We start from the raw sequence: 22,778 nt of genomic DNA on the forward strand, positions 1-22,778 counted from the left end.
GCAAAAGGGCGATGCTAGCTGACATGTAGGAATGGGGCCAGCGTGGCAGTAGTCCAAATGCGCTGCTAATGTCTGGGGGCGTGGGAACGATCGCGACTGCGCAAGGCTCGTACCAATAAGAACGAGGCCTTTTTGAGCCTCGCCCAGGGGAGAATTACCGTTATGCCCGAAACCTCGACCGTCATCGCCGATATTCACATGCTCGACAGCGGCTATTCCCGCGAAGCACGTTCGCTGTTGTACCAGGCTTACCGGCATGAGCCGACGTTCGGCTACCTGTTCGAAGCGGAACGCCCCGGTTATGAACAGCGGGTCCGTGCCACCGTGCGCGAGTTGGTCAAACAACACTTTCTTCAGGACTTGCCGGCCATCGGCCTGCTGGTCAATGACCGGTTGATCGGCATCGCGCTGATCGCGCCGCCGCAACGTCGCCTGGGCATCACTGAAAGTTGGGCCTGGCGTCTGCGCATGGTGCTCAGCACCGGGTTTCGCTGCACCCGACGTTATCTCGAGTATCACGATGCCGTGATGGCTTGCGTGCCGTCCGACTCGGTGCACCTGCTGCCATTGCTGGGGGTTCATCCGCAATTCCAGGGCAAGCACTTTGGCGAACAATTGCTGCAAGCGGTGCATAACTGGTGCGCAGTGGATGAACACTCCGAGGGCGTAATCCTCGATACCGGGAATCCTCGTTATCTGGAGTTCTATAAGCGTCAGGGCTATGAGGAAATCGGTGAGGTCGCCGTAGGACCGATTCGCGAACACGTGTTTTTCCACGCCAATCCGCAGGTGTTACAAACAGCAACGGCATAAAGGTAGAACTTTCACTGCACGCCAGGCTCTATCACGCTCCCAAGCTCGTGATAGCATCCGCGCCTATGAAATTTCCAGGAAGAATGACCAGCGGCGTGCTGATGCTGATTACCAGCTGCGCGGCGCTGGCGCAAAGTGAATTGGATGTTCGGATCAAACCGTCCAACGATGAACTGAAAGCCAATATAGAGGGCTATATCGGCAGCCTCGGCGATCGTGACGAGGAAGCCTTGCTGCGCTTCAGTCGTGGCGCCGAAGAACAGGCACGCAAGGCCGCCCAGGCCTTGGGTTATTACCAGCCGCAGATCGACTCGGATGTGAAGGGTGGCAAGACGCCTCGCCTGGTGCTGAACATCGATCCCGGCGAGCCGGTGCATTTGCGCAACGTCACTATTCGCATCGACGGCCCGGCCGCCGCCCTCAAATCCTTTCGTGTACCCAAAAGCGATGCGCTGAAAACCGGCGCCGTGCTCAACCATGGCCATTACGAAGACGCCAAGCGCCTGATTCAGAATCAGGCTTCGCGATATGGCTTTTTCAGTGGTTATTTCAGCAGCCAGAAATTGTCGGTCGACCCGCGAGCCGGCGTGGCCGACATCGAACTGATCTACAACAGCGGCCCGCGTTATTCACTGGGCAAGGTCAGTTTCGAAGGTGACACGCCGTTCGACGAAGACTTGCTGCGGCGCATGGTGCCATTCAAGGCGGGCGCGCCTTATGACTCCGAACTGATCGCCGAGCTCAATCAGGCGATGCAATCGAGCGGCTATTTCGAAAGCGTGCGGGTGGATGCGGCGCCGACGGCGTCCAAGAACGACGTGATCCCGGTGGACGTCAAACTCGAAACCCGCAAACCACGGACCATGGGCCTGGGGCTGGGCTATTCCACCGACGTCGGCCCACGGGTCAAGGCCAACTGGACCCGGCACTGGGTCAACCCTCAAGGGCACAGCTATGGCTGGGAGACCGAAGTCTCGGCGCCGCGGCAGAACGTCGGTGTGTTCTATGACATTCCCCTGGACCCGCCGCTGACCGACAAGCTGCGGTTCGCCGGTGGTTATCAGAACGAAGAAATCGCCGACAAGGACTCCCTCAGCAAACTGCTGACCATCGGCCCCGAGTGGCACAGCAAGTTGCCCAGCGGTTGGCAGCGAGTGGTGTCGCTCAAATGGCAGCGCGAGGAATACAGGCTCGGCGACGACTCGGGGCTCAGCACGTTGCTGATGCCAGGTGTCAGCTATTCCTATCTAAAAAGTGATAACCGCATCGACCCGCATAACGGTTATCGCCTGGAATTCGAGACCAAAGTGGCCAAGGAAGGTTTGGGTTCGGACACCAATCTGGTCTACGGCACTGCACTGGTGAAAGGCTTGACCACGGTCTTCGACAAGCACCGCTTCCTCGGTCGGGTGCAGGTCGGCGGCAGCGCCACCAATGGCTACAAATCGGTGCCGCCGTCGCTGCGCTTCTTCGCCGGTGGCGATCAGAGCGTGCGTGGCTACGACTACCAGAGCTTGTCCCCGGAAAACTCCGAGGGTGACCGCATCGGTGGCCGTTACATGGTTGCCGGCAGCGTCGAGTATCAGTACTCCATCGCCGAAAAATGGCGGGTCGCGACCTTCATCGACCAAGGCAATTCCTTCAATACCCTCGAACTGCCGGACCTCAAGACCGGTGTCGGTATCGGCGTGCGCTGGGTCTCGCCAGTGGGGCCGATACGCCTCGACCTGGCCCATGCGATGGACGATGACGGCGGCATTCGACTGCACTTTTCCATGGGGCCTGAGCTGTGAATCGTGGTTTGAAAATAACGCTGCTGGCGATTCTGGCGCTGCTGATGCTGGTCGTTTTGACCGTGGCCACGGTGCTTGGCACGGCGACGGGCAGTCGTTGGGCGCTGGGGTTTGTGCCAGGTTTGACCGTCGAGAATTTCCAGGGCCGTTTGGGCGGGCAGTGGAGTGCCGACCATGTGCTGTGGCAGCAGGACAGCAGCCGGGTTGAGCTGAACAAGGTGATTTTCGCCTGGTCGCCGCTGTGCCTGACGCGCATGACCCTGTGCATCGAGCAATTGAAAGCCGATCAAGTCAGCCTGCAATTTCCGCCAGGCACGGAAGAAGAAAGCAGCGGGTCGATCAGCCTCCCGGATTTGAAACTGCCTTTGGCCATCGAGTTGGGCGATGTTCAGGTCGGCAGCCTGATGTTCAACGGCAGCGAAGAGCTCAAGGGCCTGCAACTGGCGGCGCACTGGACGGCCAACGGCTTGCAGATCGATTCCGTTCAGTTGCAAAGGGATGACCTGAGCCTGAATATTTCAGGCCTGCTGCAACCCAGCGGTAACTGGCCGCTCAAGGCTGAAGGCAAACTGACCCTGCCAGCCCCCGGCACCGGGCCTTGGACGCTGGCGCTAAAGGTCGACGGCGATCTGCTGAAAACCCTGAACCTGAAAGCCGACAGCAGCGGTTACCTCAACGGACAATTGACCGGCGAACTGCAACCGCTGGTGGAAAACTTGCCGGCTAAAGTGCGGATCACCGCTGACGGCTTCAAGCCCGGCGCCGATTTGCCGGACACGCTACAACTCAACCAACTGGAACTCACCGGCGACGGCGACCTGAAAAACGGTTACCAGTTGCTCGGCAAAGCCACGTTGCCCGCAGAACTTGGCCCGGTCGCGTTGTTGCTGCAAGGCAAGGTCGACGCCAACGGCGCTCAGATCGCCGGGTTGGACCTCACGGCCAACGACAAGCAAAGCCTCAAACTCACCGGCAACCTCGACTGGAGCAAAGGCCTGAGCGCCGATGCAAAAATCGACTGGCTGGATTTCCCATGGCATCGCCTCTATCCGCTGATCGACGAGCCAGAAGTGGCGTTGCGCAGCTTCAACGGTGAAGTCTCCTACACCGACGGTAAATACCTCGGTAGCTTCAAAGCCGCACTCGACGGCCCGGCCGGCGCATTCAGCCTGACCAGCCCGTTCAGCGGCGACCTGACGAAAATCTACCTGCAACAAATTCAGCTCGAAGCCGGGCAGGGCAAGGCCGAAGGGCACCTGAACCTGCAGTTCGCCGACGGCATTGCCTGGGACACGGCGCTGGACCTGTCGGCGATCAACCCGGCGTACTGGGTCGCGGAGTTGCCGGGCACGCTGGCCGGACCGTTGCGCAGTAAAGGCGAGATGAAGAATGAAAAACTCAGCCTGACCGCTGATCTCGACTTGAAAGGCAAACTGCGTGGCCAACCGGCAGTGATCCAGGCCAAAGCCGATGGCGGTGGTGAGCAATGGAACCTCAACGCGCTGCAAATTCGCCTCGGCGACAACAGCATCAACGGCAAGGGCAGCTTGCAACAGAAGCTCGCCGGCCAGATCGATATCAAGCTGCCGCGCCTGGCCCAGCTGTGGCCGCAACTGCGCGGCCAGCTCAATGGTCGCATCGATGTCGCCGGGACGCTCAAGGCCCCGCAAGGCAAGCTCGGGCTGCAAGGTACGCAACTGGCCTTCGAAGACAATCGTCTGCAAAGCCTGAACCTGGACGCCACCCTCGACAGCGCGCAGCGCGCGAAAATCGACCTCAAGGCCAGCAGCATTCAGGCCGGTGAGACGTCACTGGGGACGCTGACCGCCAGCGGCCAGGGCGATATCAAAAACCAGAAACTCACCCTCGACCTGCAAGGGCCGAAGCTGAAACTCGCGCTCGGCCTCGACGGTAATCTGGACAAAGGCAATTGGCGTGGGCGGCTGGCCAGCGGCGATATCCAGGCCGGCGGTCAGGACTGGAAGCTGCAAGGTCCGGCGAAGCTTGAACGGCTGGCGGACGGCAAGATCAATTTTGGCGCTCACTGCTGGACGTCCGGCCCGGCCAGCCTGTGCGGTGAGGATCAGCGCCTGATGCCTGAGCCGAAGCTGCGTTATCACCTCAAACAGTTCCCGATCGACAGCCTGGCGCAGTGGTTGCCCAAGGATTTCGCCTGGAAGGGCCGACTCAACGCCGACCTGCAACTGGACCTGCCGGCCAGCGGCCCGAACGGCCAGATCAGCATCGATGCCAGCGGCGGCACGTTGCGCATAAAGGAAAAGGACCAGTGGCTGGACTTCCCGTACCAGACCCTGAAACTGAACAGCAAACTCACGCCCAAGCGCATCGACACTGATCTCAACTTCGTCGGCGGCAAGCTCGGTGAGCTTATGCTCCAGGCGCAGATCAATCCGTTACCGAAGGACAAGCCACTGACCGGCTCATTCCGTTTGAATGGACTGGACCTGTCGGTAGCGCGGCCGTTTGTGCCGATGGTCGAGAAACTGACCGGACGCTTGAATGGCAGTGGCACGCTCGCAGGTACGCTGCTGGCGCCGCAGGTCAACGGCAATCTGTTGCTCAGCAACGGCGAGATTTCCGGGCCTGAACTGCCGATGGACCTCGAAGCGCTGCAACTTCGAGCCGTGATTGCCGGCGAAACCGTGCAGTTGAACGGCGGCTGGAAAAGCGGCAAGACCGGGCAGGGCACCTTGAACGGCAACATCGCCTGGGGTCAGGCGTTGGTGGTGGATCTGGCGCTCAAAGGCACGCAATTGCCCGTCACCGTCGAGCCGTACGCCAAGCTGGAAATGGCGCCGGACCTGAAGATTTCGGTGAAGGACGACAAACTGGCGATTACCGGCAAGGTGCTGGTGCCGAAAGGCGAGATCACCGTGCGCGAGTTGCCGCCATCGACGGTCAAGGTGTCCGATGACACGGTGATCGTCGGCCAGCAGACCGAAGAGGGCAAACCGCCGATGGCCATGGCAATGGACATCGATGTGGTGGTCGGTCAGGACAAACTCAGCTTTGCCGGGTTTGGCCTGACCGCCAACCTGCAAGGTCACGTGCACATCGGCGACAACATGGACACCCGCGGCGAGCTCTGGCTCAACGATGGGCGTTATCGTGCCTACGGTCAGCGGTTGACCGTGCGCCGGGCGCGTTTGCTGTTTGCCGGCCCGATCGACCAGCCGTATCTGGACATCGAAGCGATTCGCCAGACCGACGACGTGATCGCCGGCATTCGCCTGAGCGGCAGCGCCGAGCAGCCGACCACACAAATCTTCTCCGAGCCGGCGATGAGCCAGGAGCAGGCGCTGTCCTATCTGGTGCTGGGGCGTCCGCTGAGCACCAGCGGTGAGGACAACAACATGCTCGCCCAAGCCGCGCTGGGGTTGGGCTTGATGGGCAGTTCGGGGGTGACCAGCGGGTTGGCCAAGAACCTGGGCATTCAGGATTTCCAGCTCGACACCCAGGGCAGCGGCAACGCCACCAGCGTGGTGGCCAGCGGCAATATCTCTGAGAAGCTCAGCCTGCGTTATGGCGTTGGCGTGTTCGAGCCGGCCAACACCATCGCCTTGCGTTACAAGCTGAGCAAGAAGGTCTACCTCGAAGCGGCGGGCGGCGTGGCCAGTTCGCTGGATATCTTCTACAAGCGGGACTTCTAACCCCCCAACCTGATCGTTCCCACGCTCCGCGTGGGAATGCCTCACTGGACGCTCCGCGTCCGCTTCCGAATGTGACGCAGAGCGTCACGGGCTGCATTCCCACGCAGAGCGTCACTAGTGTCCGGTAAAACCTTTTCAAAGCTGAAGGCTGCCTTGGGCAGCCTTCAGCTTTGTTCGCTTTTGCCTTCGCTGTTCAAGGTGTTCAATGCTTAATGGGCGTTCGAACAAGCTGTGGGTTAGCCGAATGGCAAAGTCTGAAATAGATCCCGAGCAACCTGAACGGCGCTGATAAAGATGCAGCAAAAGATAGGTAATCAAGGCGCTGTAGATCTGCAAACGAACGGCATTTTCAGAGAAGCCGAAATACCGTTTGAGCTTGAGGTTTTGCTTGATCCACTTAAAAAACAGTTCGATCTGCCAACGTTGTTTGTACAGATCGGCGATCTCCTCCGCTGAGCGAGAGAAGTCGTTGGTGACCAGAATCAATGGCGTTTCGTGGTCCTCTCGGCGGATCTGAACCCGACGCACAGCCTGATTTTGGTAGAGATTCGGACGTCGAGTGTTCAGGTATTTCTTCCCGAACAATACCGATTCGTCCGCCTCAATGAATTCGGGTGCATCCTTTTCCCTCAAATTTTCTACCGGCTTTAGATTGGCGTTTTTCTTCAGTCGGGTGACGAAGAAAGAACCCATCTGATCAATCTGGTGCCACCAGTTGTAGTCGCAGTAACCCTTGTCGAAAACGTACGTCATACCTGCTTCAAGCGGCATGGTCAGGGCATCGCTCAGATCGTTGACGTTGGCGGCGGTGATGTTTACGTAAGTCGGGGCTGTTTGCTGTGGATCGATGGCCACATGTACCTTCAAGCCTTGGGTTATGCGGGTTTTCGTCGCGGTGGTCCATTCGTCAAAACCGGGTCCGCGCAGGCTGATCGAGGTCGAATCGATCAGGGTGATCATGGCTTCGAGCGACTTGCGCTGCTTGCGGCCAATGCCTTGAAGCAAGTGCTCACAGGCCAGCCGAAACGGCTCTGAGCTGCGCTTGTTCAACGCATCACAAAGGGTCGAACGCACCATGTTCTTGGCGTTGAGGTGGTGGCGATGGGGTTGCAGCGACTGCGAGGCTGTCGCCAACGTACGCAAGCTTTTGGCTTGCGTCAGCTGACCGTAAATCAGCGTGACGAGCAGATCCCAGGACGTGAATTGTTTGGCGTAACGATCAGCGCCACAGCGTTTGACGGCGGCTTTGAAGAGCTGATGAGGAAGGGCTTGAAGCATTTGCGCAAATCGAGTGCTGCTGAACATGGGCGAAAATCAAGTCTGAAAACCTGATTATTGCTTACGAAGCAGGCACAGCAAGGGGGAGCAAGCTCCCCCTTCGGTTTTTACCGGACACTAGTGACGCAGAGCGTGGGAACGATCAGTCGTGAGCCATTTATCAGCTAAATAGCAAGCAACCTAACTATTACGTTGACATTCGCTGCCTAGGCAGTAACATCTCGACATATATTCTCTGCCTAGGCAGCTAATTGGTGGTCAGATGAAACATTTCACCCCGGACGAATTCCACACTTGCCATCTCGGCCTCCTGCTCGGGCGCGCTGCGCTGCTCAAGGACCGGATCATCGACACGCACATGGAACCCCACGGCATCACCGCCGCGCAGTTCAAAGTGCTGATCATCATGGCCCAGTTCGGCGTCGATACGCCGGCCGAGCTGTGCCGTCACCTGTCGCTCGACAGCGGTTCGATGACCCGCATGCTCGATCGTCTGGAACAGAAAGGCTTCCTCGCCCGCCAACGCTCCGAGGCGGATCGCCGTCAGGTTCAGCTGGTGCTGACCGAACAAGGCCAGCAGTTGACTGACCGCCTGCCGGAGATCGGCGCCGACGCCATGAATGAACTGGCCGGCGCGATCACCCCAGAGGAGTTGCAGACCCTCGAACAGATCCTGAAGAAAATTTTGGTGGCAGCCGGTGACTCGATCACCCTGCTGCGGGTAGGTGACAAATGAGCAGTAGAACCCTGCGTACCGGCCTGAGCCTGGTGCTGGCGGCCATGACCCTGGCCGGTTGCGCCAGCTACAGCGGCCTGACCACCGAAGGCAAAAGCCTGGATGCGAAAACCCTCAAGGCCGGGCAATCCCTCAGCGGCGTGACCCTGTCGCCCGCGGCCTGGCCGAAAAGCGACTGGTGGAAAAGCCTCGGCGACCCACAGCTCGACGGCTTGATCCGCGAAGCCCTGCACGACAGCCCCGACATGCAAATCGCCGACGCCCGCGCCCACCAGGCCAGCGCTGCCGCGTATGCCGCCGATGCCGAGCGGATGCCGACCCTCGATGCCAGCGCAGGCGTCAGCCGCTCGCGTCTGGCCCGCGATCAAGACCCGAGCGGGCAGGGCGGCACCTATTCCACCGTGCGCAACATCGGCGCCGTTTTCAATTACAACTTCGACCTCTGGGGCGGTCAGCGTGATGCCTGGGAAGCCGCACTGGGCCAGGCCCGTGCTGCCGAAGTCGATCAGCAAGCCGCTCAGCTGACGTTGTCCGCCGACGTCGCTCGCGCCTACAGCGATCTGGGTCAGGCGCATATCGTCTATGACCTGGCCAATGAAGACCTCAAGCGCACCAAGCAAATGCTCGACCTGAGCCAGCGTCGCTTGAGCTCGGGGATCGACAGTCAATACCAGTTCCAGCAAACCGAAAGCCTGGAAGCCACGTCCGAAGCCAGCCTGATCGATGCCGAAAAACGCCTGCAAAGCGCGAAAATCGCTTTGGCCGTCTTGCTCGGTAAAGGCCCGGATCGCGGCAACGAAATCGCCCGGCCGAAAATCCTTCAGGCCAGCGCCGTCGCGTTGCCCTCGGTGCTGCCGGCCGAGCTGTTGGGTCGCCGTCCAGACCTGGTGGCCGCGCGTTGGCGGGTCGAGGCGGCGAGCAAGAACATCGACGCCGGCAAAACCCAGTTCTATCCAAACTTGAACCTTAGCGCCGCGGCCGGTGCCGAATCTTTGCTGGGCGACGCGATGTTCGGTTCGGCCAGTCGGTTCTTCAATATTGCGCCGACGATCTCGGTGCCGATTTTCGACGGCGGCCGCCTGCGTGCCGACCTCGATTCCCGCGACGCCGATTACGACCTCGCCGTGGCGCAGTACAACAAAAGCCTGGTGAAAGCCCTGGGTGATGTCAGCGACGCCATCAACCAGTTACGCGATATCGGCCGGCAAATCGGGGCTCAGCAGCACGCCACCGACATTGCCCAGGATTCTTACAACACCGTGGTCCAGCGGTACGGTTCCGGCATCGGGAATTACCTGGACGTGCTCAGCATCGAGCAGCAATTGCTCCAGGCCCAGCGTCAGCTGGCCAACCTGAATGCCGAGCAGATCGACCTGTCGATCCAACTGATGCAGGCGCTGGGCGGCGGCTTCCAGGGCGAAACCCTGACCGCAGCCAACGCAACCCCAGCCACGCAGCACAACTAATTCAAGGTATTTGTCATGGCCACTGCCGATACAACAACACAAACCCCTGACAACGCTCAAGACACGAGCAATTCGCGCAAACGCAAAGTCATGCTGGTCGTTCTGGCTATCGTGGTAGTCCTCGCCGGTATCGGCGTCTGGGGTTATCACGAATTCTACGGGCGCTGGAACGAAAGCACCGACGACGCCTATGTGAACGGCAACGTGGTGGAAATCACTCCGCTGGTCACCGGCACGGTGGTCAGCATCGGTGCCGACGACGGCGACCTGGTTCACGAAGGTCAGGTGCTGATCAACTTCGACCCGAACGACGCCGAAGTCGGTCTGCAAAGTGCCCAGGCCAATCTGGCCCGCACCGTGCGTCAGGTGCGCGGCTTGTACAGCAACGTCGACGGCATGAAAGCCCAGGTCAACGCCCAACAGGCCGAAGTGCAGAAGGCTCAGGACAACTTCAATCGCCGGAAAAACCTCGCCGCTGGCGGCGCGATTTCCCAGGAAGAACTGTCCCATGCTCGCGACGACCTGACCTCGGCGCAAAACGCCCTGGCCAACGCCAAGCAGCAACTGAAAACCACCAGTGCTTTGGTGGATGACACCGTGGTGTCGTCGCACCCGGACGTGATGTCCGCTGCCGCGCAATTGCGTCAGGCTTACTTGAACAACTCCCGCAGCACCTTGATCGCGCCGGTCACCGGTTACGTGGCCAAACGCTCGGTACAACTGGGCCAACGCGTCCAGCCGGGCACCGCATTGATGGCGGTCATTCCGCTGGATCAGCTGTGGATCGACGCCAACTTCAAGGAAACCCAACTGCGTGACATGCGCATCGGTCAGCCCGTAGACATCGAAGCCGACCTCTACGGCAGCGACGTGAAGTTCAGCGGCACCATCGACAGCCTCGGTGCGGGCACCGGCAGTGCGTTTGCCTTGCTGCCGGCGCAGAACGCCACCGGTAACTGGATCAAGATCGTCCAGCGGGTGCCGGTGCGGATTCACATCAACGCCGAAGAACTGGCCAAGCACCCGTTGCGGGTCGGCCTGTCGACTCAGGTCGATGTGAACCTGCGCGACCAGAGCGGCCCGGTGCTGGCGCAACAACCGCCGCAAAAGGCCTCGTTCAGCACCAACGTCTATGACCGTCAGTTGGCCGAGGCCGACGCGATGATCACTCAGTTGATCCACGACAACAGCGCTGCGGTCAGCAAAACCGTTCAACGCTGATTCGCCAATCCCTCAGCGGCGCCCGTTAAAAGGCGCCGCGCCAGCCAAGTTTCAAAGGATTCGCGATGAGCAATAACGCGTCTTTCACGCCGCCCAGCCTGCTGCTCAGCACCATCGGCCTGTCTCTGGCGACCTTCATGCAGGTGCTCGACACCACCATCGCCAACGTGGCGCTGCCGACGATTTCCGGCAACCTGGGCGTGAGTTCGGAGCAGGGCACTTGGGTGATTACTTCATTCGCCGTGAGCAACGCCATCGCGCTGCCACTGACCGGTTGGCTCAGCCGGCGTTTCGGCGAGGTGAAGCTGTTTCTCTGGGCGACGATTCTGTTCGTGCTGGCTTCGTTTCTGTGCGGTATCTCGACCTCGATGCCGGAGTTGATCGGCTTTCGGGTGCTTCAAGGTCTGGTAGCAGGTCCGTTGTACCCGATGACTCAAACGCTGCTGATTGCCGTCTATCCGCCCGCCAGGCGCGGCATGGCCCTGGCGTTGCTGGCGATGGTCACGGTGGTGGCGCCGATTGCCGGTCCCATCCTCGGCGGCTGGATTACCGACAGCTATAGCTGGCCGTGGATCTTCTTTATCAACGTGCCGATCGGTGTTTTCGCGGTGATGGTGGTGCGCCAGCAACTCAAGGCGCGGCCGGTGGAAACCAGCTACCAGCCGATGGATTATGTCGGTTTGATCACCCTGATCATTGGCGTCGGCGCGTTGCAGGTGATCCTCGACAAGGGCAACGACCTGGATTGGTTCGAGTCGAACTTCATCCTCATCGGCGCGGCCATTTCGGTGATTGCGCTGGCGGTGTTCGTGATCTGGGAAATGACCGACAAACACCCTGTGGTCAATCTGCGCCTGTTCGCTTACCGCAACTTCCGCATCGGCACGATTGTGCTGGTGTTGGGTTACGCCGGGTTCTTCGGGATCAACCTGATCCTGCCGCAATGGCTGCAAACCCAGATGGGCTATACCGCCACTTGGGCGGGTCTGGCGGTGGCGCCGATCGGGATTCTGCCGGTGCTGATGTCGCCGTTTGTCGGCAAATACGCACACAAATTCGACCTGCGACTGTTGGCTGGTCTGGCGTTCCTGGCGATTGGCCTGAGTTGCTTCATGCGTGCCGGGTTTACCAACGAAGTGGACTTCCAGCACATCGCTCTGGTGCAGCTGTTCATGGGGATTGGCGTGGCACTGTTCTTCATGCCGACCTTGAGCATTCTGATGTCGGATCTGCCACCGAGCCAGATCGCCGACGGCGCGGGCTTGGCGACGTTTCTGCGGACGTTGGGCGGTAGTTTTGCGGCCTCGTTGACGACCTGGATCTGGATTCGCCGGGCGGATCAGCACCACGCCTATATGAGCGAAAGCATCAGCACCTATGAGCCGGCTACCCGCGAGGCGTTGAACAGCCTGGGCGGGGCGAGCAATCCGGCGTATGCGCAACTGGATCATGTGCTGACCAGTCAGGCGTACATGCTCTCCACCGTGGATTACTTCACGTTGCTGGGGTGGGCATTCATGGGCTTGATTGTGCTGGTGTGGCTGGCGAAACCGCCGTTTGCGGCGAAGGCGGGGCCTGCTGCTTCCGGCCATTGAGTCACCACAATCCTCTGTGGGAGCGGGCTTGCCCGCGATGACGGTGTATCAGTCAACACAGGTGTTGAATGTGATTCCGCCATCGCGGGCAAGCCCGCTCCCACAAGGGTTTTGTGTTCGGCGGTTAGTTCGCGGGTGCTGCGAGTTGTGGCGGCGGTGCGAAATCAAACGGCGCCAACGCAAACCCTTGTTCATCCACCTGCAACGCCCACCCCTGACGATCCCAATCCCCCAACACAATCCGCTTGGCCGCCTGCTCGCCAATCTGCAATTTGTGAATGGCCGGGCGATGGGTATGCCCATGGATCAAGGTCTTCACGCCATAGGCCTGCATGATCCGGGGCACTTCTTCCGGCGTGACATCAACGATGTCATTGGCCTTCATCCGCGTCTGCGCACGGCTTTCACTGCGCAGCTTGCGCGCCAGTTTATGGCGAGTGTGCAAAGGCAAGTGCCGCAGGATGAACAGGGTGATCGGATTGCGCAGGTAACGACGCAGCTTCATATAAGCCTCGTCGCGGGTGCAGAGGCTGTCGCCGTGCATCAACAGCACCGGCTCACCGTAAAATTGCACGACACTCGGGTCTTTCAACAGCGTGCAGCCGGCCTGTTTACAGAAGGCCTGGCCAAGCATGAAGTCGCGATTGCCGTGCATCAGAAAAATGGCCGTGCCGCTGTCGCTGAGTTCGCGCAGGGCCTGGCAGATGGAACGCTGGAACGGCGTCATGGCATCGTCGCCAATCCACGCCTCGAAAAAGTCGCCCAGGATGTACAACGCACTCGCCGAGCGGGCGCGTCCGGCGAGCAAATCCAGAAACGCCCGGCTGATGTCCGGGCGCTCCTCTTCCAGATGCAAGTCTGAAATCAGCAGTATCACGCTTCGATGATCTCGGCTTTCTCGATTATCACGTCTTCTGCTGGTACGTCCTGGTGGCCGGATTTCATGGTGGTGGAAACACCTTTGATCTTGTCGACAACGTCGGTGCCTTCAACGACTTTAGCGAATACCGCGTAGCCCCAGCCTTGAGTGGTCTTGGCGCTGTGGTTCAGGAAGCTGTTGTCAGCCACGTTGATGAAGAACTGGGCGGAAGCCGAATGCGGCTCCATGGTGCGGGCCATGGCCACGGTGTACTTCTCGTTCGGCAGACCGTTGTCGGCTTCGTTCTGGATGCTTGGGCGCTTGTCTTTCTTTTCTTTCATGCCTGGCTCGAAACCGCCGCCCTGGATCATGAAGTTACCGATGACGCGGTGGAAAACAGTGTTTTCGTAGTGACCGGCTTTGACGTACTCGATGAAGTTGGCAACGGTCAGCGGTGCCTTTTCAGCGTTCAGTTCCAGGACGATGTCGCCATGGTTGGTGGTCAGTTTGACTTGGGTCATGATCGGTACTCTTTATATGAATTCGTGGGTTTCGGGGCGTTACAGCCCCCAACCGGTCTGGCCAGCAACAGCCAAGATGCGCAGTTTAGCGTGCCGGGCGCGAATTTCGAGGCTGTTTTTCATTTGCATCCGATTAAATGCAGCCGTTTTCGGGCCTGCTCTGTCAGCGACTTGACGGCATCGGCTATGATAAGCCCCTTTGTTTTAACAGCCGCTTTGATTTGGCCAACTGGCCGCGCACTTGTACGTTCAAGGATCCTATGAGCAAGCCCACTGTCGACCCTACCTCGAATTCCAAGACCGGCCCTGCCGTGCCGGTCAATTTCCTGCGCCCGATCATCCAGGCGGACCTGGACTCGGGTAAGCACACGCAGATCGTCACCCGTTTCCCGCCTGAGCCCAACGGCTACCTGCACATCGGTCACGCCAAGTCGATTTGCGTGAACTTCGGCCTGGCCCAGGAATTTGGCGGCGTCACGCACCTGCGTTTCGACGACACCAACCCGGCCAAGGAAGACCAGGAATACATCGACGCGATCGAAAGCGACGTCAAATGGCTGGGCTTCGAATGGTCCGGTGAAGTGCGCTATGCCTCGCAGTATTTCGACCAGTTGCACGACTGGGCCGTTGAGCTGATCAAGGCCGGCAAGGCCTACGTCGATGACCTGAGCCCTGAGCAGGCCAAGGAATACCGTGGCACCCTGACCGAGCCGGGCAAGAACAGCCCGTTCCGCGATCGCTCCGTGGAAGAAAACCTGGACTGGTTTGCCCGCATGAAGGCCGGTGAATTCAAGGATGGCGCACGTGTGTTGCGGGCCAAGATCGACATGGCCTCGCCGAACATGAACCTGCGCGACCCGATCATGTATCGCATCCGCCACGCTCACCACCACCAGACCGGTGACAAGTGGTGCATCTACCCGAACTACGACTTCACCCACGGTCAGTCGGACGCCATCGAAGGCATCACCCACTCGATCTGCACCCTGGAGTTCGAAAGCCATCGTCCGCTGTACGAGTGGTTCCTCGAGAACCTGCCCGTGCCGGCGCAACCGCGTCAGTACGAATTCAGCCGTCTGAACCTGAACTACACCATCACCAGCAAGCGCAAGCTCAAGCAACTGGTCGATGAAAAGCACGTTCATGGCTGGGACGATCCGCGCATGTCCACGCTGTCCGGCTTCCGCCGCCGTGGTTACACGCCGAAATCGATCCGCAACTTCTGCGAAATGATCGGCACCAACCGTTCCGACGGCGTGGTTGACTTCGGCATGCTGGAATTCAGCATCCGTGACGACCTCGACCACAGCGCCCCGCGTGCCATGTGCGTGCTGCGCCCGCTGAAAGTCGTGATCACCAACTACCCGGAAGGCCAGGTCGAGAACCTCGAACTGCCGTGCCACCCGAAAGAAGACATGGGTATGCGCGTTCTGCCGTTCGCCCGTGAGCTCTACATCGACCGTGAAGACTTCATGGAAGAGCCGCCAAAAGGCTACAAACGCCTGGAACCTGCTGGCGAAGTGCGTCTGCGCGGCAGCTACGTGATCCGCGCCGACGAAGCGATCAAGGACGCCGATGGCAACATCGTCGAACTGCGTTGCTCGTACGATCCGGAAACCCTGGGCAAGAACCCTGAAGGCCGCAAGGTCAAAGGCGTGGTGCACTGGGTGCCGGCCGCGGCCAGCGTCGAGTGCGAAGTGCGCTTGTATGATCGCCTGTTCCGTTCGGCCAACCCTGAGAAGGCCGAAGACAGCGCCAGTTTCCTGGACAACATCAACCCTGACTCGCTGCAAGTCCTCACCGGTTGTCGTGCTGAACCCTCGCTGGGCAATGCACAGCCGGAAGACCGTTTCCAGTTCGAGCGCGAAGGTTACTTCGTCGCGGATATCAAGGACTCGAAACCAGGGTCTCCGGTGTTCAACCGTACCGTGACCTTGCGTGATTCGTGGGGCCAGTGATTCAAGGAACCTCTAAAGTGCTTTCGATCTACAACACGCTCACCAAGAGCAAAGAAGTCTTCAAACCGCTGGATGGTAACAAGGTGCGCATGTACGTCTGCGGGATGACCGTGTACGACTACTGCCACCTGGGCCACGGCCGCAGCATGGTCGCGTTTGACCTGGTGACCCGCTGGTTGCGGTTCAGCGGCTACGACCTGACTTACGTGCGCAACATCACCGACATCGACGACAAGATCATCAATCGGGCCAACGAGAACGGCGAGTCGTTCGAAGCCTTGACCGAGCGCATGATCGCGGCGATGCACGAAGACGAAGCGCGCCTGAACATCCAGAAGCCGGACATGGAACCGCGCGCCACCGGGCATATCCCCGGCATGCACGCGATGATCCAGACCCTGATCGACAAGGGTTACGCCTACGCCCCGGGCAATGGCGACGTGTACTACCGCGTCGCCAAGTTCATGGGCTACGGAAAGCTGTCGCGCAAGAAAATCGAAGACCTGCGCATCGGCGCACGGATCGAAGTCGACGAGTCCAAGCAGGACCCGCTGGACTTCGTGCTGTGGAAAGGCGCCAAGCCGGGCGAGCCGAGCTGGCCTTCGCCTTGGGGTGACGGTCGTCCGGGCTGGCATATCGAATGCTCGGTGATGTCCACCTGCTGCCTAGGCGAGACCTTCGACATTCATGGCGGCGGCAGCGACCTCGAGTTCCCGCACCACGAAAACGAAATCGCCCAGAGCGAAGCGGCCACCGGCAAGACCTACGCCAACGCGTGGATGCATTGCGGCATGATTCGCATCAATGGCGAGAAGATGTCCAAGTCCTTGAACAACTTCTTCACCATTCGCGACGTGCTGGAAAAGTACCACCCGGAAGTCGTGCGTTACCTGCTGGTGTCGAGCCACTACCGCAGCGCGATCAACTATTCGGAAGACAACCTCAAGGACGCCAAAGGCGCGCTCGAGCGTTTCTACCATGCGTTGAAAGGCCTGCCGAGCGTGGCGCCTGCTGGCGGTGAAGCCTTTGTCGAGCGTTTCACTCAGGTGATGAACGACGACTTTGGTACGCCGGAAGCGTGTGCCGTGCTGTTCGAGATGGTTCGTGAGATCAACCGTCTGCGCGAGAGTGATCTTGATGCGGTGGCGGGTCTGGCAGCTCGCTTGAAGGAATTGGCTAGCGTGCTGGGTGTGTTGCAGCTCGAAGCTGATGACTTCCTGCAGGCCGGTGCCGAAGGGCGGGTTGATGCGGCAGAGGTTGATGCGCTGATTGCTGCGCGTCTGGCGGCTCGTGCTGGTAAAGACTGGGCCGAATCCGACCGTATCCGCGACCAGCTGACCGCCATGGGCGTGGTGCTGGAAGACGGAAAGGGCGGCACGACCTGGCGTCTGGCTGACTGATTACTGCGTTTGCTCCACTGATCGTTCCCACGCTTTGCGTGGGAATGCCTCAATGGACGCTCCGCGTCCGCTTCGGCATGGGACGCGGAGCGTCCCTGGCTGCATTCCCACGCGGAGCGTGGGAACGATCAGTCGCCTGACTGGCGCAATCGCTTGTAGAGGGTGTTGCGGCTTACTCCGAGTCTGCGGGCCAGATGGGAGATATTGCCTCCCGCCGCCTGCAACAACCGATTCAAATCCTCAGCATCATTCAAATCCACCGCCAACGGCTCCGGCGTTTCAACCGGTTCCATCTCCAGATCCACAAAAAAATCATCCGGCAAGTGCTCCGGCCGCACCGGTTGTTCCTCGGCCATGGCCAGCGCTACCTGCATCACGCTGCTGACCTGTCTTAAATTCCCCGGCCACGGATGACGGCTGAACAACTCCAGCACCTCTCGGCTCAACCCGGCCCACTGCGATGGTTCGCGGTGCTGTTCCCACAGACGTTTGAACAAGGCCTCTTTATCACTGCGTTCCCTAAGCGGCGGCAGTTCCAGGGTCAAACCACCAATCCGGTAGTACAAATCCTCGCGGAAGCGCCCCAACTGAACCTGCTCGCGCAATGAGCGGTTGGTCGCGGAAATAATCCGGATATCCACCGGGAACAACTCGCTGCTGCCCACCGGTTGCACGCAACGCTCCTGCAACACTCGCAGCAGCCGAGCCTGAGTCGGCAACGGCATATCGCCGATTTCATCAAGGAACAGGGTGCCTTTGTCGGCCTTGCGGATCAGCCCGATGCTGCCTTTCTGGTTGGCACCGGTGAACGCGCCTTTCTCGTAGCCAAACAGCTCGGATTCCACCAGTTCGGCGGGAATGGCTGCACAGTTGACGGCGATGAAGGGTTTTTTACTGCGCGAACTGGCTTGATGCAGGGCTTTGACGAAGACTTCCTTGCCGACCCCGGTTTCGCCGTGGATCAACAACGGAATGTCTTTCTCCAGCAACCGCTCGGCCTGGCGCACGGCTTTTTCCACGCGGCTGTCACCGAAATGCAGGGTGTTGAGGCTGATCGCTGCCGGTGTCGCCACCGTGGGTTCTGCGCTCTTTGTTTCAGAAAATACTCGCGCCTGAATCACTGCCTGTTTCGGCCGCTTCAACAGGCACTGGAAGCGGTTGCGTCCCGAGGTTTGCAAGGCGAAGGGCAGGCCGTCCGGCTGGTTCAGCAACTCCAGCAGTGAGACTTTGAACAGGCTTTCAACACTGACCCGCGACAGGCTGATGCCCAGCAGATTGTCGGCCCGACGGTTGGCGGACAGCACCTGACCGGTTTCATCAAAAATCAGCAGCCCGGCCCATTGACTGTCGAGGTTGTTCAGTCCGGTGTTGAAGGTCAGTTGGAAATGCTGGCCATGGAACAGGTTGAGGATCAGCCGGTTCTCCACGGTCTGACTCATCATCTTGACCATGCCGAGCGTGTGGGATGGCGGCAGGTAGCTGTCGCTGGACACATCCAGCACCGCGATCACCTTGCGTTCGGCATCGAAAATCGGTGCGGCGGAGCCGGTCATGAAACGGTTGGCCTTGAGGAAATGTTCGTCGTGCTCGATGTGCACCGCCTGTTCGCAGGCCAGCGCGGTGCCGATCGCATTGGTGCCGCTGCAACGCTCCATCCAGCTGGCACCGGCGCTGAAACCGCGGGTCAGGTTCGGCTCGATAAAACGCTGGGTGCCCCAGGACGTCAGCACCTGGCCCTGATTGTCGGCGAGCATGATCAGGCAGTTGGAGTTGCTGAGGATGTTCTCGTAGTACGGCAGGACTTCCTGGTGAGTGGTTTGCACCAGTGAGTGCTGGCTCTCCAGCAATTGCGCAATGCCCTCGGCCGGCAACTGATCGAACGCCGGGGCGCTCTGATGATTGAGGCCGAACGCGCGGCAACGGGACCAGGAGTCCTGGATGATGGCGTCGTGGGAGAGCGGCAAGGCGGGTGCGGCCATGGCAATCGATCTCTGAGCATTATTATTTTTGTTATAAGTAGCGCGATTCATGTAGCAGCTGGCGAAGCCTGCGTTCGGCGACGTAGTCGTCGTCAAACCTGTAAACGCGGTCATCCTGATACACCGCGACGCCTGATTCCACGACGACTGCGTCGCCGAACGCAGCCTTCGGCAGCTGCTACAAGGGCGCGCGCAATTCAGAATTTCCCGCAGTAAAAGCATCCGTAGAGTGTTGTTCACTATTGTTCATTGTCAACCGCCGGGTTGTTCAATTGTTCAGTCGCGGTTGTTCATTTCTGTTCAGCAATGAACGCAGTTTTTCTTCCACTTGAAGGATTCTCAAGCCGGATCAACGGCTTGCAGTTTCTGGCACGAATGTCGCTCTGTAGCTCCGGTCGCTTGACTCCAATAATAAAAAGGCCGAGCCATGTCATTAACCCTGGAGCACGTCAGCCGCACCGTCGAGGGCCAGACCTGGATCGATGATGCGTGCCTTAATTTCGAAGCCGGATCCTTCAACGTTTTGCTCGGGCGTACGCTGTCCGGCAAAACCAGTCTCATGCGCCTGATGGCCGGTCTGGACAAACCTGACAGCGGCCGCATTCTGATGAACGGCGTCGACGTCACCCAGCGCCCGGTGCGTTTGCGTAACGTGTCGATGGTCTATCAGCAATTCATCAACTACCCGACCATGACGGTGTTCGAGAACATCGCCTCGCCCTTGCGCCAGGGCGGCGTGTCCAATGAGCTGATCCAGAGCAAAGTGCTGGAAACCGCGAAGATGCTGCGCATCGAGAAATTCCTCCAGCGCCATCCGCTTGAGCTTTCCGGCGGCCAGCAACAGCGCACGGCCATGGCCCGGGCGCTGGTCAAGGATGCCGAGCTGATCCTGTTCGACGAGCCGCTGGTGAACCTCGACTACAAACTGCGCGAAGAACTGCGTCAGGAAATGCGCGAGCTGTTCAAGGCTCACCACACCATCGCTATCTATGCCACCACCGAACCCAACGAAGCCTTGGCGCTGGGCGGCACCACCACCATTCTTCACGAAGGTCGGGTGATCCAGAGCGGCAAGTCTTCCGAGGTGTATCACCAGCCGCAAACCGTGCTGGCGGCGGAGCTGTTCTCCGAGCCGCCAATCAACCTGATGCCGGGGCGTATCGCCGGCAACGAAGTCAGTTTCGCCAATTTCGTGCACTTCCCGCTCAACGTCGATTTGCGGCCGGTAGGCGAGGGCGAGTTTCGTTTCGGCGTGCGACCGAGCCACATCTCCTTGGTGCCGAGCAACGACGATGATCTGGAACTGGCGGTAACCGTCGAGGTGGCCGAGATCAGCGGATCGGAAACCTTCCTGCACGTGCGCAACGAGCATTTCCTGCTGGTGCTGCACTTGCCCGGCGTTCACGAATACGACGTCGATGCGCCGATTCGTATCTATATCCCGACCCATAAATTGTTTGTCTTCGATACGCAGGGGCGGCTGGTCCAGGCGCCCGGTCGTCGTATCGCGAGGGTTGCCTGATGGCCGAAATCCGTTTGCAGCACCTTGCCCACAGTTACACCCGCACGCCGACCGGCCCCGAGGATTACGCGATTCGCGAGATGGACCACGTCTGGGAGCAGGGCGGTGCCTATGCCTTGCTCGGGCCTTCGGGCTGCGGCAAGTCGACTTTGCTCAACATCATTTCCGGATTGCTCAGTCCGTCCCAGGGCCAGGTGCTGTTCGACAGCAAAGTGGTCAACGACCTGACCCCCGAGAAGCGCAATATCGCCCAGGTTTTCCAGTTTCCGGTGGTCTACGACACCATGACGGTGTTCGACAACCTGGCCTTCCCGCTGCGCAATCAGGGCATGGCCGAGGCGAAAATTCATAGCAAGGTGCAGGAAATCGCCGAAGTCCTCGACCTTCAGGCGTTGTTGTACAAGAAGGCGCGCAATCTTACGGCTGATGAAAAGCAGAAAGTCTCCATGGGCCGTGGGCTGGTGCGCGATGACGTGTCGGCGATTCTGTTCGATGAACCGCTGACCGTGATCGACCCGCACCTGAAGTGGAAGCTGCGGCGCAAGCTCAAGCAGATCCACGAGCAGTTCAACATCACCATGGTCTACGTCACCCACGATCAGCTCGAAGCCTCGACCTTCGCCGACAAAATTGCGGTGATGTACGGCGGGCAGATTGTGCAATTCGGTACGCCGCGAGAACTGTTCGAGCGGCCGAGCCACACCTTTGTCGGCTATTTCATCGGCAGTCCGGGGATGAACCTGATCGACGTACAGCCGCAACCCGGCGGTGTCGGTTTCGCCTCGACTCATTTGCCACTTTCCGAGCCTCAACAGAAACGCATCGCCGAATCCGAGTGGAAAACCCTGAAGGTCGGCATCCGTCCAGAGTTCGTGCATGTGTGGGACGAGCCGTTTGATGAGGCGATGCAGGCACAAGTCGTACACGTCGAAGACCTTGGCACCTACAAGATCATGACCCTGAACCTCGACGGCGCCCCTTTGAAAGTGCGCCTGGCCGAAGACAAGCCAGTGCCTGAGGGAACCGCCTACATCAGCTTTCCAACTCAATGGTTGATGGTGTATGCCGACGAATATCTCCTGGAGACGTAGCCATGAACAAGGTGCAGAACAACAAGGCCTGGTGGCTGGTGTTGCCGGTGTTTTTGCTGGTGGCGTTCAGTGCGGTGATCCCGATGATGACCGTGGTCAACTACTCGGTGCAGGACATCTTCGACCAGTCCAGCCGCTACTTCGTCGGCGCCGACTGGTACAAGCAAGTGCTGCTCGATCCGCGCCTGCATGACTCATTACTGCGTCAGTTCATTTACTCCGGCTGTGTGCTGCTGATCGAAATCCCGCTGGGCATCGCCATCGCCCTGACCATGCCGATCAAGGGCCGCTGGTCGTCGCTGGTGCTGATCATTCTGGCGATTCCGTTGCTGATTCCGTGGAACGTGGTCGGCACCATCTGGCAGATCTTCGGCCGGGCCGACATTGGATTGCTCGGCGCCAGCCTCAAGGCCATGGGGCTGAACTACAACTATGCAGCCAACACCATGGACGCCTGGGTCACGGTACTGGTGATGGACGTCTGGCACTGGACGTCGTTGGTGGCGCTGTTGTGTTTCTCGGGGCTGCGGGCGATTCCGGACGTGTACTACCAGGCGGCGCGGATTGATCGGGCATCGGCCTGGGCGGTTTTCCGACACATCCAGCTGCCCAAGCTCAAGAGCGTGCTGTTGATCGCGGTGATGCTGCGGTTCATGGACAGTTTCATGATCTACACCGAGCCGTTTGTGCTGACCGGTGGCGGTCCGGGGAATGCCACGACGTTCTTGAGTCAGACCCTGACGCAAATGGCGATCGGGCAGTTCGACCTCGGCCCGGCGGCGGCTTTCTCGCTGGTGTACTTCCTGATCATCCTGTTGGTGTCCTGGCTGTTCTATACGGCCATGACTCACTCTGACGCCAACCGCTGAGGTCTG

At 59.6% G+C, this 22,778-nt stretch carries 16 protein-coding genes; 12 read left to right on the plus strand and 4 right to left on the minus strand.

What is annotated here, in order from left to right:
* Positions 1-162 precede the first annotated feature (162 nt).
* From ACMXYI_RS16975 to ACMXYI_RS16985, 3 genes are all read left to right on the plus strand, one after another.
* Positions 163-813 carry a GNAT family N-acetyltransferase gene (locus tag ACMXYI_RS16975; protein WP_046047485.1) on the plus strand — a complete coding sequence of 217 codons (651 nt, stop codon included), beginning with the start codon at positions 163-165 and terminating at the stop codon, positions 811-813.
* A gap of 65 nt (positions 814-878) precedes the next feature.
* Positions 879-2,606 carry an autotransporter assembly complex protein TamA gene (locus ACMXYI_RS16980; RefSeq protein WP_415768217.1) on the plus strand — a complete coding sequence of 576 codons (1,728 nt, stop codon included), beginning with the start codon at positions 879-881 and terminating at the stop codon, positions 2,604-2,606.
* A complete protein-coding gene (locus ACMXYI_RS16985) occupies positions 2,603-6,277 on the plus strand; it encodes a translocation/assembly module TamB domain-containing protein (protein WP_415768218.1) in 3,675 nt (1,224 codons plus the stop codon). Before ACMXYI_RS16980 ends, ACMXYI_RS16985 begins: the two co-directional genes overlap by 4 nt.
* Before the next feature lie 135 nt (positions 6,278-6,412).
* Here ACMXYI_RS16985 and ACMXYI_RS16990 read toward each other — a convergent pair whose 3' ends face one another.
* On the minus strand, positions 6,413-7,582 hold the full coding sequence (locus ACMXYI_RS16990) for an IS4 family transposase (RefSeq protein WP_415768078.1): 1,170 nt from the start codon (positions 7,580-7,582) through the stop codon (positions 6,413-6,415).
* A gap of 235 nt (positions 7,583-7,817) precedes the next feature.
* Here ACMXYI_RS16990 and ACMXYI_RS16995 point away from each other — a divergent pair, with 235 nt between their 5' ends.
* From ACMXYI_RS16995 to ACMXYI_RS17010, 4 genes are all read left to right on the plus strand, one after another.
* Positions 7,818-8,291, plus strand: coding sequence for a MarR family winged helix-turn-helix transcriptional regulator (locus ACMXYI_RS16995; protein WP_008146086.1), 474 nt, complete (start codon positions 7,818-7,820; stop codon positions 8,289-8,291).
* The gene (locus tag ACMXYI_RS17000; RefSeq protein ID WP_415768219.1) at positions 8,288-9,757 is read left to right on the plus strand and encodes an efflux transporter outer membrane subunit; all 1,470 of its coding nucleotides are present in this window, start codon (positions 8,288-8,290) and stop codon (positions 9,755-9,757) included. Before ACMXYI_RS16995 ends, ACMXYI_RS17000 begins: the two co-directional genes overlap by 4 nt.
* A 15-nt stretch (positions 9,758-9,772) precedes the next feature.
* The gene (locus ACMXYI_RS17005) at positions 9,773-10,978 is read left to right on the plus strand and encodes an efflux RND transporter periplasmic adaptor subunit (RefSeq protein ID WP_415768220.1); all 1,206 of its coding nucleotides are present in this window, start codon (positions 9,773-9,775) and stop codon (positions 10,976-10,978) included.
* Positions 10,979-11,043: 65 nt separating this feature from the next.
* Complete coding sequence (locus ACMXYI_RS17010; protein ID WP_095128971.1) at positions 11,044-12,573, plus strand: DHA2 family efflux MFS transporter permease subunit; 1,530 nt, start codon at positions 11,044-11,046, stop codon at positions 12,571-12,573.
* Between the two features lie 124 nt (positions 12,574-12,697).
* Here ACMXYI_RS17010 and lpxH read toward each other — a convergent pair whose 3' ends face one another.
* Both lpxH and ACMXYI_RS17020 read right to left on the minus strand, forming a co-directional pair.
* Positions 12,698-13,450, minus strand: coding sequence for a UDP-2,3-diacylglucosamine diphosphatase (gene lpxH, locus ACMXYI_RS17015; RefSeq protein ID WP_415768222.1), 753 nt, complete (start codon positions 13,448-13,450; stop codon positions 12,698-12,700).
* On the minus strand, positions 13,447-13,953 hold the full coding sequence (locus tag ACMXYI_RS17020; protein WP_415768223.1) for a peptidylprolyl isomerase: 507 nt from the start codon (positions 13,951-13,953) through the stop codon (positions 13,447-13,449). The genes lpxH and ACMXYI_RS17020 overlap by 4 nt, the downstream gene beginning before the upstream one ends.
* A 260-nt stretch (positions 13,954-14,213) precedes the next feature.
* Between ACMXYI_RS17020 and ACMXYI_RS17025 the strand changes: the two genes are divergently transcribed.
* Positions 14,214-15,911 carry a glutamine--tRNA ligase/YqeY domain fusion protein gene (locus tag ACMXYI_RS17025; RefSeq protein ID WP_415768224.1) on the plus strand — a complete coding sequence of 566 codons (1,698 nt, stop codon included), beginning with the start codon at positions 14,214-14,216 and terminating at the stop codon, positions 15,909-15,911.
* Positions 15,912-15,928: 17 nt separating this feature from the next.
* On the plus strand, positions 15,929-17,311 hold the full coding sequence (gene cysS / locus ACMXYI_RS17030) for a cysteine--tRNA ligase (protein ID WP_415768225.1): 1,383 nt from the start codon (positions 15,929-15,931) through the stop codon (positions 17,309-17,311).
* A gap of 128 nt (positions 17,312-17,439) precedes the next feature.
* Here cysS and ACMXYI_RS17035 read toward each other — a convergent pair whose 3' ends face one another.
* A complete protein-coding gene (locus tag ACMXYI_RS17035) occupies positions 17,440-19,290 on the minus strand; it encodes a sigma-54-dependent Fis family transcriptional regulator (RefSeq protein ID WP_415768226.1) in 1,851 nt (616 codons plus the stop codon).
* A gap of 427 nt (positions 19,291-19,717) precedes the next feature.
* Here ACMXYI_RS17035 and ACMXYI_RS17040 point away from each other — a divergent pair, with 427 nt between their 5' ends.
* The 3 genes from ACMXYI_RS17040 to ACMXYI_RS17050 are packed head-to-tail and all read left to right on the plus strand — an operon-like array spanning position 19,718 to position 22,772.
* On the plus strand, positions 19,718-20,812 hold the full coding sequence (locus ACMXYI_RS17040) for an ABC transporter ATP-binding protein (protein ID WP_415768228.1): 1,095 nt from the start codon (positions 19,718-19,720) through the stop codon (positions 20,810-20,812).
* Complete coding sequence (locus ACMXYI_RS17045; RefSeq protein WP_415768229.1) at positions 20,812-21,903, plus strand: ABC transporter ATP-binding protein; 1,092 nt, start codon at positions 20,812-20,814, stop codon at positions 21,901-21,903. The genes ACMXYI_RS17040 and ACMXYI_RS17045 overlap by 1 nt, the downstream gene beginning before the upstream one ends.
* 2 nt (positions 21,904-21,905) lie before the next feature.
* The gene (locus ACMXYI_RS17050) at positions 21,906-22,772 is read left to right on the plus strand and encodes a carbohydrate ABC transporter permease (protein WP_030130907.1); all 867 of its coding nucleotides are present in this window, start codon (positions 21,906-21,908) and stop codon (positions 22,770-22,772) included.
* The last annotated feature ends 6 nt before the right edge of the window (positions 22,773-22,778 follow it).

The sequence above is a fragment of the Pseudomonas lyxosi genome (genome assembly GCF_047758685.1).
Lineage (GTDB): Bacteria > Pseudomonadota > Gammaproteobacteria > Pseudomonadales > Pseudomonadaceae > Aquipseudomonas > Aquipseudomonas lyxosi.

Excerpts from the sequence above, each read along its gene's own strand:
- ACMXYI_RS17025 (WP_415768224.1), top strand. The coding sequence starts at position 14,214 with ATGAGCAAGCCCACTGTCGACCCTACCTCGAATTCCAAGACCGGCCCT.
- ACMXYI_RS16990 (WP_415768078.1), bottom strand. The coding sequence starts at position 7,582 with ATGTTCAGCAGCACTCGATTTGCGCAAATGCTTCAAGCCCTTCCTCAT.
- ACMXYI_RS17010 (WP_095128971.1), top strand. The coding sequence starts at position 11,044 with ATGAGCAATAACGCGTCTTTCACGCCGCCCAGCCTGCTGCTCAGCACC.
- ACMXYI_RS17020 (WP_415768223.1), bottom strand. The coding sequence starts at position 13,953 with ATGACCCAAGTCAAACTGACCACCAACCATGGCGACATCGTCCTGGAA.
- ACMXYI_RS16980 (WP_415768217.1), top strand. The coding sequence starts at position 879 with ATGAAATTTCCAGGAAGAATGACCAGCGGCGTGCTGATGCTGATTACC.
- ACMXYI_RS17050 (WP_030130907.1), top strand. The coding sequence starts at position 21,906 with ATGAACAAGGTGCAGAACAACAAGGCCTGGTGGCTGGTGTTGCCGGTG.
- ACMXYI_RS17045 (WP_415768229.1), top strand. The coding sequence starts at position 20,812 with ATGGCCGAAATCCGTTTGCAGCACCTTGCCCACAGTTACACCCGCACG.
- ACMXYI_RS17000 (WP_415768219.1), top strand. The coding sequence starts at position 8,288 with ATGAGCAGTAGAACCCTGCGTACCGGCCTGAGCCTGGTGCTGGCGGCC.
- ACMXYI_RS16995 (WP_008146086.1), top strand. The coding sequence starts at position 7,818 with ATGAAACATTTCACCCCGGACGAATTCCACACTTGCCATCTCGGCCTC.
- ACMXYI_RS17035 (WP_415768226.1), bottom strand. The coding sequence starts at position 19,290 with ATGGCCGCACCCGCCTTGCCGCTCTCCCACGACGCCATCATCCAGGAC.
- ACMXYI_RS17040 (WP_415768228.1), top strand. The coding sequence starts at position 19,718 with ATGTCATTAACCCTGGAGCACGTCAGCCGCACCGTCGAGGGCCAGACC.
- ACMXYI_RS17005 (WP_415768220.1), top strand. The coding sequence starts at position 9,773 with ATGGCCACTGCCGATACAACAACACAAACCCCTGACAACGCTCAAGAC.
- ACMXYI_RS16975 (WP_046047485.1), top strand. The coding sequence starts at position 163 with ATGCCCGAAACCTCGACCGTCATCGCCGATATTCACATGCTCGACAGC.